General features: G+C 63.8%; 13 protein-coding genes. 9 read left to right on the top strand and 4 right to left on the bottom strand.

What is annotated here, in order from left to right:
* Positions 1 to 750, top strand: coding sequence for a precorrin-6A synthase (deacetylating) (cobF, locus tag ACVWZM_RS03040; protein WP_456851805.1), 750 nt, complete (start codon positions 1 to 3; stop codon positions 748 to 750).
* A gap of 566 nt (positions 751 to 1316) precedes the next feature.
* On the opposite strand, the gene ACVWZM_RS03035 is transcribed toward cobF, so the two are convergent.
* Both ACVWZM_RS03035 and ACVWZM_RS03030 read right to left on the bottom strand, forming a co-directional pair.
* Positions 1317 to 1823: a YkgB family protein gene (locus ACVWZM_RS03035; protein ID WP_057015903.1), complete on the bottom strand. Its 507-nt coding sequence runs from the start codon at positions 1821 to 1823 to the stop codon at positions 1317 to 1319.
* A 37-nt stretch (positions 1824 to 1860) separates the two neighbouring features.
* On the bottom strand, positions 1861 to 2397 hold the full coding sequence (locus ACVWZM_RS03030; RefSeq protein ID WP_057015904.1) for a carboxymuconolactone decarboxylase family protein: 537 nt from the start codon (positions 2395 to 2397) through the stop codon (positions 1861 to 1863).
* A 131-nt stretch (positions 2398 to 2528) separates the two neighbouring features.
* Between ACVWZM_RS03030 and ACVWZM_RS03025 the strand changes: the two genes are divergently transcribed.
* Positions 2529 to 3524: an AraC family transcriptional regulator gene (locus tag ACVWZM_RS03025; protein WP_057015905.1), complete on the top strand. Its 996-nt coding sequence runs from the start codon at positions 2529 to 2531 to the stop codon at positions 3522 to 3524.
* 53 nt (positions 3525 to 3577) lie between these two features.
* On the opposite strand, the gene ACVWZM_RS03020 is transcribed toward ACVWZM_RS03025, so the two are convergent.
* Together ACVWZM_RS03020 and ACVWZM_RS03015 are read right to left on the bottom strand one after the other, a co-directional pair.
* Entirely contained in the window at positions 3578 to 4504 is a 927-nt protein-coding gene (locus tag ACVWZM_RS03020; protein WP_076833513.1) for a response regulator transcription factor, read from the bottom strand.
* Entirely contained in the window at positions 4494 to 7862 is a 3369-nt protein-coding gene (locus tag ACVWZM_RS03015) for a hybrid sensor histidine kinase/response regulator (RefSeq protein ID WP_456851803.1), read from the bottom strand. Before ACVWZM_RS03015 ends, ACVWZM_RS03020 begins: the two co-directional genes overlap by 11 nt.
* Before the next feature lie 169 nt (positions 7863 to 8031).
* Between ACVWZM_RS03015 and urtA the strand changes: the two genes are divergently transcribed.
* From urtA to ACVWZM_RS02980, 7 genes are all read left to right on the top strand, one after another.
* A complete protein-coding gene (gene urtA, locus ACVWZM_RS03010; protein WP_057015907.1) occupies positions 8032 to 9294 on the top strand; it encodes an urea ABC transporter substrate-binding protein in 1263 nt (420 codons plus the stop codon).
* Positions 9295 to 9465: 171 nt separating this feature from the next.
* A complete protein-coding gene (gene urtB, locus ACVWZM_RS03005; RefSeq protein ID WP_076833517.1) occupies positions 9466 to 10392 on the top strand; it encodes an urea ABC transporter permease subunit UrtB in 927 nt (308 codons plus the stop codon).
* Between the two features lie 17 nt (positions 10393 to 10409).
* Positions 10410 to 11546 (top strand): urea ABC transporter permease subunit UrtC, encoded by a 1137-nt coding sequence (gene urtC / locus ACVWZM_RS03000; RefSeq protein WP_057015908.1) that lies wholly within the window; start codon positions 10410 to 10412, stop codon positions 11544 to 11546.
* A 12-nt stretch (positions 11547 to 11558) separates the two neighbouring features.
* Positions 11559 to 12314 (top strand): urea ABC transporter ATP-binding protein UrtD, encoded by a 756-nt coding sequence (urtD, locus tag ACVWZM_RS02995; protein ID WP_057015909.1) that lies wholly within the window; start codon positions 11559 to 11561, stop codon positions 12312 to 12314.
* Positions 12315 to 12326: 12 nt separating this feature from the next.
* Entirely contained in the window at positions 12327 to 13016 is a 690-nt protein-coding gene (gene urtE, locus ACVWZM_RS02990; RefSeq protein ID WP_050400072.1) for an urea ABC transporter ATP-binding subunit UrtE, read from the top strand.
* A gap of 28 nt (positions 13017 to 13044) precedes the next feature.
* Complete coding sequence (gene fmdA, locus ACVWZM_RS02985) at positions 13045 to 14274, top strand: formamidase (protein ID WP_456755616.1); 1230 nt, start codon at positions 13045 to 13047, stop codon at positions 14272 to 14274.
* A gap of 101 nt (positions 14275 to 14375) precedes the next feature.
* The gene (locus tag ACVWZM_RS02980) at positions 14376 to 14723 is read left to right on the top strand and encodes an FmdB family zinc ribbon protein (RefSeq protein WP_456851801.1); all 348 of its coding nucleotides are present in this window, start codon (positions 14376 to 14378) and stop codon (positions 14721 to 14723) included.
* The last annotated feature ends 26 nt before the right edge of the window (positions 14724 to 14749 follow it).

Here is a 14749-nt window from a genome sequence, read left to right as displayed (position 1 = left end):
ATGTTGACGCTGTCCCTGATCGGCATCGGTTGTGGTGATCCCCGGCAGCTCACTTTCGCCGCGACCGCCGCGATCAATGCCGCCGACCTGATCCTGATCCCGCGCAAGGGGACGGCGAAGTCGGATCTCGCCGAGTTGCGTCGCACCATCTGCGCAGAAGCGTTGAGCAATGACTGCACACGCATTGCCGAGTTCGACCTGCCGGTGCGTGACGCCGGTGAGGAGGACTATCGCAAGGGTGTGGACGATTGGCACGATGCGATCGCCGCGACGTGGTCGCAGGAAATCGCGCGCCATCTCGGCGGGGAGGGACGCGTCGCCCTGCTGATCTGGGGCGATCCCTCGCTCTACGATTCGAGCCTGCGGATTGCGAGACGGCTCGATCCGTTGCCATCGATCGAGGTGATCCCGGGCATCACGTCGATCCAGGCGCTGTGCGCGGCGCATGCGCTGCCGCTCAATGAGATCGGCGAGCCGTTCCTCGTGACGACCGGCCGGCGGCTGCGCGATGGCGGCTGGCCGCCCGGCCTCGACACCGTGGTCGTGATGCTCGACGGCGGCGCCGCCTTCCAGACGCTGGATCCTGCCGGACTGCAAATCTGGTGGGGCGCCTATCTCGGCATGCCCGATCAGATCGTCATGGCGGGGGAACTGGCAGTGGTGGGCCCTCGCATCGTCGCCGCGCGACGCGAGGCACGCCAGCGGCACGGCTGGATCATGGACAGCTATGTCCTGAAGCGGAGTTCGTGATCCAGATTTTGCTCCGGGGGCATTCCATGCAGCGGGGCCGCTAGGTCTTCAACCCGCGAATCGATGGTTGGATGGTCAGGCGGTAAGCGACAAGCTTGTCGCCATCGAACTGCTCGAGGGGCGTCTCGCAAACCGGGCAGCGATACTCGCCCTCACTTCCTGACCCGGATGCCAGCTCAAGGCGTCGGAATCCAGCCCCGCAACGCGGGCATGTGACGTCGTCCTTCTTCATCAACTCACCCCAGAACAACACCGGCGCTCCTTTTAGCCCAGACCGCGCGGCGGAACTATGTTCATGGCCGGAGAGCTACCGGATCATTCGTGCATGGAAGCGGCGGTGCGTCGTCGAGCGGGCGACAGCGCAGCCGATCGCGCGGAGCCGATTTTCAACGCGTTATGCAAGTTCGGCAATGGGTTATGGCTCGGCTCTTAAAGAGCATGGGCCGCTGGACCGTGCAGCAATAGTGACTGCCATGTCGTTGTGTTCGAGAGAAATGCTGCGTCTGCTCAATACCACGCGCGATCGCCGGCACGCCCGAGGCCCACCGGCGATCAATCGCGATCAGCTATTGCCTGATCAGACGAACCACGTCCTGTCGCAGCAGGTAGAGCGAGACGGCGAGCAGGACGACGTCCTTCATCAGGAAGGGCACGTTACCGGTCATCGCGGGGAAGCCACCGGCGGCAACGTCCCAGCCATCGGGCATGAACGGAATGATGGTGACCGTCGCGATGAAGGTGCCTGTCGAGCCGAGGGCGCCGAGCACGCCGAGCCGCTTGTCCCAGAAGCCCGCGAGCAGCAGCGAACCGAACGTCCACTCAGAGGCGCCAAGGAAGTAGCTGGCGCCGGCGTGGCCGAACGCTGGATACAGCCACCAGATCAGCGGCCCGTTGCTGATGAACGGGACCAGCCGTTCGAACTCGTACGGAAACCACTTCTGGTAACCGAAGAACAGGAACATGATCACCATCGCAGCCCGGACGACGTGATAGTCGAGATCTTCCGCGAGCAGGCCGGACCTATGAAGCGCGCGGACAAGCGGATTTTGTGTGGTGTTGGCAAGCGTGGTCATGGTCGTGATCCTTTTCGCATGACATCGCCCGGTCGCTTCACGCGACTGCCGGGAAGTCGATGTCGGTGTCGTTGATGCGGTTGAAGACGTTGGTGAAGACCGTGGTCGCAAACGCCAGGCTGATCTCGACCAGTTGCGCGTCGCTGTAGCCGGCGGACTTGATCGCGGCGAAATCCTCGTCGCTGACGGTGCCGCTCGACTGCGCGAGCTTGCGCACGAAATGCACAAGCGCATCGCGCTTGGCGTCACCGGTCGGCGCGCCGTCGCGGATCTGCTTGAGCACATCGGCATTCACGCCGGCGAGCCTGGCGAGATGCGAGTGCGCGGCGACACAATAATCGCAGCCGCTGGCAGCGCTGATCACGAGCTTGACGATCTCCAGGTCGCGCCGGGGCAGGCTGCCGCCAGTCAGGACGGCATCGGCCGCGAGGATCGATTTGAGCGCGGCCGGACCGTGGGCGGCAATCGCCGCGTAGGTGTTCGGGACGGCGCCGATCGCCTTCTTGATCTGGGCGTAGATCTGGCCGGACGGGCCGGTAGCGGTTTCGAGATTGGGGGTTGAGAGGCGAGACATGGTGGCACTCCTTGTTTGGGGTGGTGAACGATTGCGGAGTGACAATAGGATCGAGATTTGAGACATTGAATGTTAATATTGCTCGTTTATATGCTCCATCGTCTCATGAACTGCTTCAGGGGAATTTGGCTATGGATTGGCTGAGCCGGCTGTTCGAGATGATGCCGGTGCGCGGGCGGCTCGACCTGCGCTGCAGCTACAGCGTGCCCTGGCGTATCGAGCAGGGACCGGGTGTAACCAGCGAAATCCCCTATCATGCGGTGCTTGCCGGCTCGGCGATCCTGGACGACGCCGCGGGCGGACGGCCGTTGCTGCTGAAGCCCGGCGACATCCTCCTGCTTCCCGGCAACCCGCGACACGTGATGCACGACGGAAGCGGGGCGACACCGCTGCCGGCGCGCAACCGGGCGGCGGAGAATTTCACGATCAGCGAAAACCTCGGATCGGACGAACGGCTTGACCTGTTGTGCGGGCACTTCGCGATTGCACCGCCACACGACCGTCTGTTGCGCGGTTATCTTCCGCCGCGCCTTGTCGTGCATGCCGGCACGCGTGCGGGAAAGGGAACGGCTGCACAGCTCGCCGGGCTCGTGTCGCTGATGCGCAGCGAAACGGCCGACGATCATCTGGGCGGCCACGCCATGCTGAATGCGCTATCCACGGCAATGTTCGCGCTTGTGCTGCGGCTTGCCAGCGAGACCGATGCAACGTCACGGGGACTTCTCGCCCTGGTCGGTGATCCCAGGCTCGCGCCGGCCGTGGTCGCCATGTTCAAGGAGCCCGCGCGCGCGTGGTCGCTGCCGGAGCTCGCACGGCTTTGCAACATGTCGCGCGCGACGCTGGCACGGCAGTTCCAGGACAAGCTCGGGCGATCGGCCAGCGATCTGCTCACCGATATCAGGATGACACTTGCGGCGAACGAGTTGAAGGGATCATCGCTTTCGACGGGCGCCGTGGCAGAGATGGTCGGGTATCAATCGGAGGCTGCCTTTCAGCGCGCCTTCAAGAGCCACATGGGCGTGACGCCGGCGCAGTGGCGAAAGACGCAGCCGCCGGAACAGGACGTGTCGTCGGAATCTGCCGTGCCGGCTGATCGGAAAGGCAGTTCGCCGACTGTGGATGCTTAGCGTCCTCCGTGCCTCGCGTACGTTTCGGTGCGCGAGGCGCAGAGGGCGCTCGATCAAGACTTGCGATGCCTTGCGTTGACCGCGATCGCGGCGGCGGCGGTGCGGTTCTCGACCCCGAGCTTGGCGTAGATCTGCTCAAGGTGCTTGTCGACGGTGCGCGGGCTGAGGCCGAGGATCTGCGCGATGTCGCGGTTGGTCTTGCCCTTGGACAGCCAGGACAGCACCTCGCCCTCGCGGGTGGTCAGGCCGAGCTCGCTGGAGAACTCGGCCGGCATGTCGCCGCTGGTGTCCTTGGCGAGCCGCAGCAGGAATTCGTTGGGCCCGAGCTTGCCCATATATTGCAGCCGAAGCTGTTCGTTGCCGGGGAACGACGCCACGGTCGCTGTCTTCTTTCCCGTGCCGCCCTTCTGCGCCTGCTCGAGCCATTGCGGCATCGGGTCCGGCAGCGCGAAATTGTCGGCGGCGTCGGCGAGCGTATCCGACAGCAGTCGCTGTGCCTGCGGCGTCGCCCACAGCAGCGCGCCGGCGCTGTTCACGGCGAGCAGATAGCGGCCGGAGACGTCGAGCGCCGCGCGGGCGCTTTGCGTCATCCGCGCATTGGCGAGATGGACCCGGATGCGCGCGAGCATCTCCTCGACCACGATCGGCTTCGTGACATAGTCGACGCCGCCGGCCTCCAGCCCGCGCACGATATGCTCGGTCTCGGCGAGGCCCGTCATGAAGATGATCGGCACGCCGTCGAGCCCGGCGTCGCGCTTCAGCCGCCGGCAGGTCTCGAAACCGTCCATGCCGGGCATCACGGCATCGAGCAACACGATATCGGGCGTGATCTGTTCGACGATGCGCATCGCCGAGGCGCCGTCGAGCGCGACCATCACGGTCATGCCAGCGCCGTCGAGCGCATCGGTAAGCAGGCGCAACGTCTCCGGAGAGTCGTCGACGACGAGCGCGACGTCGCGCTTCTTCTGTTCAATGGTCATAGCTGTGCAATGTCTTCAACGTCGCCATATATTGATCGAGATCGAACCGGTCGATCAGCGTGCGCATCTGGCCGACGAAATCGGCATGTTCGGGACACTCATTGCCGATCTCGTCGAGCTTGAGCTGGATCGCCCTGACATAGCCGAGCTGGCCGAGGCTGATCAGCTCTTCGACATATTTCACCGGCGGCCGCGAACCGCTCTCGGGCTTCCATTGCGGAGGCGGGGCCGGCTCGGCCTCATACTGCCACTCGATCTTGAGCAACTGGCGGATGGTCTCGAGCAGCCGCGGAATGTCGATCGGCTTCATCAGGTAGCCGTCATGGAATGGCTGCGCCAGCGGCGCGCCATGAGCCTCCAGCGCGCTGGCCGAGATCATCAGGATCCGCGCCTGGTGATGGCCTTCGGAGCGCAGGGTTTCGGCGACCGTCCAGCCGTCCATGCCCGCCATCGAGATGTCGAGCAGAAATAAGTCCGGCCGGCAATGCTGTGCGAGGGCAAGGCAGCCCGGTCCGTCCGGCGCGCTGAGCAGGATGAAGCCGAGCGGCGTCAGGATCTCGCGCAACAGATCGCGGTGGGTCGGGTCGTCGTCGGTGATCAGGATGGTCTTGCGCGGACCGTGATAGCCGTACACGGGAGCATCGACCGGTGCATCGCGCCGCGGATTGGTGACCTCCGACAGCAGCAGCTTGACGCGGAAGGTGCTGCCGGTGCCGACCGTGCTCAGGACCTTGATGTCGCCGCCCATCACGCCCGCGAGCAGGCGGCTGATGGTCAGGCCAAGCCCGGTGCCGGTCTGCGGCTGGGTGACGCCGAGCGCACCGCGCTCGAACGGCGCGAAGATCCGCTCGAGGTCGTCGGGCTGGATGCCCGGCCCGGTATCGATCACCTCGAACTCTGCGACCGGGCTGCGGTAATACACCACGAACTGGACCTGGCCGGATTGCGTGAACTTGATCGCGTTCGACAGCAGGTTGATCAGGATCTGACGCAGCCGCTTCTCGTCGGCATAGACCACGACGGGCAGCACGGCAGGCCGTTTGAACACGAAGTCGATGCCTTTTGCTGCGGCTTGCAGGCGGAACATGCCGACCAGCTGCTCGAGGAAATCGTTCAGCCGCACTTCGTCGCGCGACAGGTAGAGCCGGCCGGCCTCGATCTTGGAGATATCGAGGATGCCGTCGATCAGCCCAGACAGATGATCGGCGCTGCGGCGGACGACGCGCACTTGCTCGCGCGGCCGCACCTGCAGGCTATCGTCCTGCTCCAGCAATTGCGCGTAGCCGGAGATCGCATTCAGCGGCGAGCGAAGCTCGTGGCTGAGGCCCACGACGTAGCGGCTCTTGGCGAGATTGGCTGACTCGGCGACTTCCTTGGCGCGCTGCAGTTCGGCGTCGGTGCGCTTGTGGGCGTCGATCTCCTGGATCAGCAGCGTGGTCTGGCGGCGTGTTTCCGCTTCCGCGGCGCGCCGGCTCTGTTGCGCCAGCACGAACAGCCAGGCGACCACGCCGATGATGAGGGTCAGCGCAAAGAACACCTTCCAGAGCACGTCGGCCAGCAATTCATTGGCATGCACGGCCGCCGTGGTCTGCAGGTAGATCAGGCCGAGCACCAGCGCCACGAGGCCGGCTGAGACGGCGAACACGCCGAGGTAATGCCCGAGCTGTGAATTGATGCGGGCGTAGATCGGCTGCGGCATCACCTTGCCCAGCGCGTCCGAGACCTGTGCGCCGATCCGGCCATGCGGCTTGCAGAGGTCATGGCAGCGTGCGTCGAGCGAGCAGCACAGTGAGCAGATCGGGCCGGCGTAGGCCGGGCAGGAGGCCATGTCCTCGGGCTCGAACGCATGCTCGCAGATACAGCACTGGATCGATTCAATGTTCTGCCAGCTCCGCTTCGGCTTGCGGGCGATGTAGTACTTGCCGTCGGTGGCCCAGGCGATCAGGGGAGCCGTGACGAACGCGACCGCAAGCGCAACGAAGGCCGACAGCGCCTTCGCGGTCGGGCCGAACAGGCCATAGAACGCGCTGATCGAGACCACGGTGGCGATCGTCATCGCGCCGACGCCGACCGGATTGATATCGCAGAGATGGGCGCGCTTGAACTCGATGTGCTGCGGCCGCAGGCCGAGCGGCTTGTTGACGACGAGATCGGCCACCAGCGCGCCGACCCAGGCGATCGCGACGTTCGAGTAGAGCGCGAGCGTCTGCTCCAGCGCCTTGTAGACACCGATCTCCATCAGCAGCAGCGCGACGACGACATTGAACACCAGCCACACCACGCGGCCCGGATGCGAGTGGGTGAGGCGGGAGAAGAAATTCGACCAGGCGATCGAGCCGGCATAGGCGTTGGTGACGTTGATCTTGACCTGCGACAGGATCACAAATGTCCCGGTCAGCGCCATTGCCAGATCCGGCTGCGACAGCACGTAGCGGAAGGCTTCGAGATACATGTTGGCCGGCTCGGCCGCGTGCTCGGCCGAGACGCCGTGGCTGAGCGCGAAGAAGGCCAGGAACGAACCGGCCAGCAGCTTGAGCGCGCCGAGCACGATCCAGCCGGGACCGGCGCTCAGCAGCGCGATCCACCAGGCCTTGCGCGAGGTGCGGCGGTCGCGCGGCAGAAAGCGCAGGAAGTCGACCTGCTCGCCGATCTGCGCCACCAGCGCGAACACGACGGAGGCGGCGGTGCCGAACAGCAGCAGGTCGAGAGTCCCTGCGGGATCGCCGTGATCGCCGGCGAATTTGCGCCACTCGGTGAAGGAATGCGGATTGGCCCAGGCGATCGCCGCGAACGGCATGATGTGGAGGATGATCCACAGCGGCTGGGTCCAGAGCTGGAAGCGGCTGATCAGCGTGATGCCGTAGATGACCAGCGGAATGATCACGACTGCGCTGATCAAATAGCCGATCGGTCGCGGGATGCCGAAGCACATGTCGAGCGCGCTGGCCAGGATCACCGCCTCGATCGCGAAGAAAATGAAGGTGAAGGAGGCGTAGATCAGCGAGGTGATGGTCGAGCCGATATAGCCGAAGCCGGCGCCGCGGGTCAGCAGGTCGATGTCGATGCCGCTTTTCGCGGCATGGTAGGCGATCGGCAGTCCGCAGAGGAAGATGATGACGCTGACGACCAGGATCGCGGCGGAGGCGTTCATCGCGCCATAGTTCAGGGTGATGGTGCCGCCGATCGCCTCCAGCGCGAGGAAGGAGATCGCGCCGAGCGCGGTGTTGGCGACGCGGGCGGCGGACCAGCGCCGCGCGCTCTTGGCGGTGAAGCGCAGCGCGTAGTCTTCCAGCGTCTGGTTGGCGACCCATTGATTGTACTGGCGCCTGACGCGGTCTATCCGCTGCCGCCCTGCCACTCGTTTGAACTCCTGGTCCACGATGCGCTGATCGCGGGCAAATCCCGTACCAAAAACCTACGTCGCTATTTTGCGGTGCAGTATACGCGATCTCACGTATCAGTGCGCTGCACAAAAGTGAGCAATCCTCGCCTGATCAATAAGCGTTCTCGAACCAGATGGGGTGCTCATGTCAGACGAACCAAAACCAGGCCTGAAGTCTCCGCTCCGGCGCAAGCTCTTGATGGGAATGGCGGCATTGCCGGCCGTTTCGATGCTGGGCCGTCCGGCATTTGCCGACGTTCCTGCAACCTCTGCGGTCAATACCACGGGTCTTGCAGTCACCGATAGCGAAGTCACGGTCGGCATCCTGCATTCCGTCACCGGCACCATGGCGATCTCCGAGACCGGGTCGGTCGAGGCCGAGAAGCTCGCGATCGAGCAGATCAATGCCGCCGGCGGCGTGCTCGGCCGCAAGATCAAGTTCATCCAGGAGGACGGCGCCAGCGACTGGCCGACCTTCGCGGAAAAGGCCAAGAAGCTGCTGGTCAACGACAAATGCGCGGCCGTGATGGGCTGCTGGACCTCGGCCTCGCGCAAGGCGGTGCTGCCGGTGTTCGAGCAGTACAACGGCATGCTGTACTACCCGACCTTCTATGAAGGCCTCGAGCAGTCCAAGAACGTGATCTACACCGGGCAGGAGGCGACCCAGCAGATCATCGCCGGACTCGACTGGGTCAACAAGACCAAGGGCGCCAAGAGCTTCTACCTGCTCGGCTCGGACTACATCTGGCCGCGCACCTCGAACAAGATCGCGCGCAAGCACATCGAGAACCATCTGCAGGGCTGCAAGGTGGTCGGCGAGGAATACTTCCCGCTCGGCTCGACCCAGTTCAACTCGGTCATCAACAAGATCAAGCTGACCAAGCCGGACGTGATCTACGCGATCATCGTCGGCGGCTCCAACGTCGCATTCTACAAGCAGCTCAAGGCGGCCGGCATCGACTTGTCCAAGCAGACGCTGCTCACGATCTCGGTCACCGAGGACGAGATCGACGGCATCGGCGGCGAGAACATCGCCGGCGCCTATGCCTGCATGAAATACTTCCAGTCGCTCGACAATCCGAACAACAAGGCCTTCGTGCCCGCCTTCAAGAAGATGTGGGGCGAGAAGACCGTGATCGGAGACGTCACCCAGGCTGCCTATCTCGGTCCGTGGCTGTGGAAGTTGACGGTGGAGAAGGCCGGCTCCTTCGACATCGACAAGGTGGCGGCCGCGTCGCCCGGCGTCGAGTTCAAGGGCGCGCCGGAAGGTTACGTCCGGATCCACGAGAATCATCACCTCTGGTCGAAGACCCGCGTCGGACGCGCCAAGGCCGACGGCCAGTACGAGCTGATCTACGAGACCGCCGATCTCGTCGAGCCGGATCCGTTCCCCAAGGGCTACCAGTGAGCCAGTAGCCCGCATGAGCGGGGCGATATGCGGGACCGTCCCGGGTATCGCACCCGCTCACCCGGGCTACGAAGCTCCACAACGCCTCGTGGCGTGGACGTCATCGTCCACGCCGCGGAACGAGCGTCGCTTGACCGGCGGCGCGTGCCCCTTGGAATGACGGAGGACCAGATGTTCGGCGACTATTCGATCAGCGATCTCGGCGCCATCCTTGCGATGCAGGGATTTGCCGGGCTCATCCTGTTCTCCGTCTATGTGCTGATGGCGCTGGGCCTTGCCATCATCTTCGGCCAGATGGGCGTCATCAACATGGCCCACGGCGAGTTCATGATCTTGGGGGCGTACGTCACCTGGATGACGTCGAACGCCGTGCAGCACGTCGCGCCCTGGCTGTTCCCCGGTTACTTCTTCATCGCAATGATCCTCGCGTTCATTGCGTCAGGCGCGCTCGGCATGCTGGTCGAGTGGGCGCTGATACGCCATCTCTACAAGCGTCCGCTCGACACGCTGCTGGCGACCTGGGGCCTCAGCCTGATCCTGCAACAGGCCTATCGTTCGGTCTTCGGCGCGCGCGAGGTCGGCGTCGAACTGCCGGAATGGATGATGGGCTCCTGGCAAGCGACCGACTCCATCCAGATACCGATCAACGGCATGTTCGTGATGGCGCTGACCATCCTGATCACGATCGCGGTCGCCTATGTGCTGTTCTGGTCAAGCTGGGGCAAGCAGGTGCGCGCCGTGGTGCAGAACCGCGTGATGGCGGGCGCCGTCGGCATCAACACCGAGAAGGTCGATCGTTACACCTTTGGCCTGGGTTGCGGCATCGCCGGGATCGCCGGCTCGGCCTTCACCATGATCGGCTCGACCGGGCCGACCGCCGGCCAGCTTTACATCGTCGACACCTTCCTGGTGGTTGTGTTCGGCGGCGCCGCCTCGCTGTTCGGCACCATCGCCTCCGCCTTCTCGATCTCGCAGACCCAATCGACGCTGGAATTCTTCCTGTCGGGATCGATGGCCAAGGTGATCACGCTGCTGACGATCGTCGCGATCCTGATGGTGCGTCCGCAGGGGCTCTTCGCGCTCAAGGTCCGCAAATAAGAACAAGCAGGCTGGTCATGATCATCAACTCGCGCTTTTTCAATCGCTCCGAACTGCTCGGCTTCCTTGCGCTCGCGGTGCTGTTGTTTGTCATCCTGCCGCTGTCGCTGGATATCTTCCGCCTCAACTTGGTCGCCAAATATCTGACCTACGCCTTCGTCGGGATCGGCCTCGTGCTGTGCTGGGGCTATGGCGGCATCCTGAGCCTGGGGCAGGGCGTGTTCTTCGGCCTCGGCGGCTACTGCATGGCGATGTACCTGAAGCTCGAGGCGTCCTCGGTCGCGAACACCAAGATCCAGTCGACGCCGGGCATCCCCGACTTCATGGACTGGAACCAGCTCACCTCGCTGCCTTTCTTCTGGAAGCCGTTCCACAGCTTCCCGGTCACGCTGCTTGCGATCTTGCTGGTTCCCGCGGTCTTCGCGCTGATCATCGGTGCCGCGATGTTCAAGCGTCGGGTCGGCGGCGTGTACTTTGCCATCATCACGCAAGCGATCGCCGCGATCCTCACTATTCTGATTGTCGGGCAGCAAGGCTACACCGGTGGCATCAACGGCATTACCGACTTACGCACGCTGCACGGCTGGGACATCCGCACCGATCACGCCAAGTTCATTCTGTATTTCGTCGAGGTTGTGCTGCTGTTCGGCTGCATCTGCGTCGCGCAGTTCATCCGCCTGACAAAACTCGGGCGCATCCTGGTGGCAATGCGGGAGCAGGAGGATCGCGTGCGCTTCTCCGGTTACAGCGTCGCCAACTTCAAGATCTTCGCATTCTGCGCCGCGGCGGTGTTTGCTGCGATCGGCGGCGCCATGTTCACGCTCGAGGTCGGCTTCATGTCGCCGTCCTTCGTCGGCATCGTGCCGTCGATCGAGATGGTGATCTACACCGCGGTCGGCGGCCGGATGTCGATCTTCGGCGCAGTCTGGGGCGCGCTCCTGGTCAATTTCGCCAAGACCAGCCTCTCGGAGTCCTTCCCGCAGCTCTGGCTGTTCGGCCTCGGCGCGCTGTTCATCGCGGTCGTGCTCGCCTTCCCGAACGGGCTCTCCGGCATCTGGGCGGACCACGTCCAGCCGCGCATCGATCGCCTGCTGGCATCACGCAAATCGAAATCGGCGGCCGGCCTGATCGCCGACGGCGCACCGGCCGAGTGAGGAGGGATCATCATGCTCGTCGGCCATCAGCCCAAGGACTTCCTGCTCGCGGTCTCCGGTCTCACTGTGTCGTTCGATGGCTTCAAGGCCGTGAACGATCTCTCCTTCTATGTTGAGGAGAACGAGATCCGCGTCATCATCGGCCCGAACGGCGCCGGCAAGACCACGGTGCTCGACCTGATCTGCGGCAAGACCAGGGCGACGTCAGGCTCGATCCAGTTCCGTGGCCAGGAGCTGACCAGGTTGCGCGAGAACGAGATCGTGCAGGCCGGGGTGGGACGCAAGTTCCAGACGCCGTCGGTGTTCGAGGATCTCACCGTGTTCGAGAACCTCGAGATTTCCTTCCCGCGCGGCCGGACCGTGTTCGGCTCGTTGACCTTCCAGCGCGACGATACCGTCAGGCAGCGGGTCGAGGAGGTCGCCGAGATGATCTTCCTGAAGGACAAGCTCAACACCTATGCCGACCAGTTGAGCCATGGCCAGAAGCAGTGGCTCGAGATCGGCATGCTGCTGATCCAGGATCCGGACCTCTTGATGCTCGACGAGCCGGTCGCCGGCATGAGCGTGTCCGAGCGCGCCAAGACGGCCGAGCTGCTCAACCGCATCATCAAGGACCGTTCGGTGCTGGTGATCGAGCACGACATGAAGTTCGTCGAGGACATCGCGCACAAGGTCACGGTGCTGCACCAGGGACAGATCCTGTCCGAGGGAACGATGGAGCACGTCAAGAACGATCCGAAAGTCATCGAAGTGTATTTGGGCCACTGAGGAACCGGGACGATGCTGGCAATCAATGATCTTCACGTCGCCTATGGCCAGAGCGAGGTGCTGCACGGCCTCAACGTCTCGGTCGCGCCCAACGAGATCGTCGCGATCATGGGCCGCAACGGCATGGGCAAGACCACGCTGATGAAGTCGCTGATGGGCATCCTGCCGGCCAAGAGCGGCAAGGTGACCATGGACGGCACCGAGCTCGGCGCGATGAAGAGCTACGAGCGGGTCGCGAAGGGGCTCGCCTATGTGCCGCAGGGTCGCATGATCTTCTCCACGATGACGGTGAAGGAGAACATCGAGACCGGGCTCGTGGTGTCAGGCGGCTCCGAGGTACCGGGCGACATCTATGAGCTGTTTCCGGTGCTGCTCGAGATGAAGGGCCGCCGCGGCGGCAATCTCTCGGGTGGACAGCAGCAGCAGCTCGCGATCGCCCGCGCTCTGGCGACCAAGCCGAAGGTGCTGCTGCTGGACGAGCCGACCGAAGGCATCCAGCCGTCGATCATCAAGGACATGGCGCGCACCCTGAAGCGGATCCGCGACGAGCGCGGGCTGTCGATTGTGGTCTCCGAACAGGTCCTGAGCTTCGCGCTCGACATCGCCGACCGGGTGCTCGTCATCGAGAATGGCGAGATCGTCCGCGACGATCCGCGCGCCAGCGTCGATGCCGCGCAGATTTCCAAGTACCTGTCCGTCTAACTATCAGTAACCCAAGGGGAGCAATGCGATGCCAGATACACTGATCAAGGTCGATCTCAGCAAGTCGGCCTACGAAAACGACAAGATCCACAACCGCTGGCATCCGGAGGTTCCGATCGTCGAGTGGGTCAGCCCCGGCGACGACTTCATCATCGAGACCGTCGACTGGACCGGCGGTTTCATCAAGAACAACGATTCCGCCGACGACGTGCGCGATATCGATCTGTCGATCGTGCACTTCCTGTCCGGCCCGATCGGCGTCAAGGGCGCCGAGCCCGGCGATCTCCTCGTCGTCGACCTGCTCGACGTTGGTCCGTTGAAGGAGAGCCTGTGGGGCTTCAACGGCTTCTTCTCCAAGCAGAATGGCGGCGGCTTCCTTACCGACCATTTCCCGCTGGCGCAGAAGTCGATCTGGGACATCAAGGGCCTCTACACCTCGTCGCGCCACGTCCCCGGCGTGAACTTCGCCGGCTTGATCCATCCCGGCCTGATCGGCTGTCTGCCCGACGCCAAGATGCTTGCCGCATGGAACGCGCGCGAAGCCGAACTGATCGCGACCAACCCGACCCGCGTGCCGGGCCTCGCCAACCCGCCGTTCGCGCCGACCGCCCATGCGGGCCAGGCCAAGGGCGACGTCAAGGCCAAGATCGGCCTCGAGGGCGCCCGCACCGTGCCGCCGCGCGAGCATGGCGGCAATTGCGACATCAAGGATCTGTCGCGCGGCTCGAAGATCTACTTCCCGGTTTATGTGCCGGGCGGCGGGCTCTCGATGGGCGATCTGCATTTCAGCCAGGGCGACGGCGAGATCACCTTCTGCGGCGCGATCGAAATGGCCGGCTGGCTGCACATCAAGGTCGACGTCATCAAGGACGGCGTCTCGAAATACGGCATCAAGAACCCCGTGTTCAAGCCGTCGCCGATCACGCCGAACTACAAGGATTACCTGATTTTCGAGGGCATCTCGGTCGACGAGGCCGGCAAGCAGCATTATCTCGACGTCCACATCGCCTATCGCCAGGCTTGCCTCAACGCGATCGAGTATCTGAAGAAGTTCGGCTACTCCGGCGCCCAGGCCTATTCGATCCTCGGCACCGCGCCGTGCCAGGGTCACATCTCCGGCGTCGTCGACGTGCCGAATGCCTGCGCCACGTTGTGGCTGCCGACGGAGATCTTCGACTTCGACGTCATGCCGTCGTCGGCGGGACCGATCAAGCACATCACGGGCGACGTGCAGATGCCAATCTCGCCGGACAAGTGATCCTTTTGGTGATCCCTGCGCGAAGGGTGCGGGACGGCTGCGTATTGGCCGCCCCGCATCCATCGCCGGATGTCACGCACGATTGCGCAAGGATGAAGGAAATGCCGATCTACGAATATCTCTGCAACGACTGCGGCCCGTTCACCGACATGCGGCCGATGGCGGAATGCGACCTGCCGCAGGACTGCCCGCAATGCGAGACGACGTCGCCGCGCGTGATCCTGACCGCGCCGGCGTTCTTCTGCATGCCCTCCGACAAGCGCAAGGCCCACGCCACCAACGAGCAGAGCCGCCACGCGCCGAAGACGCTCGATCAATACAAGGCGGCGCACGGCCCGGGCTGCGGCTGCTGCTCGACGGGAAGGAAGAAGCCGACACGGCTGATGACCAAAACCAAGAGCGGCGCCAAGGGCTTTCCGACCGCGCGGCCCTGGATGATCAGCCATTAGAGCGTTTTCGAGCGAAGTGGATACCG

Source organism: Bradyrhizobium sp. USDA 4501 (assembly GCF_054062115.1).
Note: the sequence above shows the minus strand (reverse complement) of the source record. Positions and strands in the feature narration are given on the sequence as shown.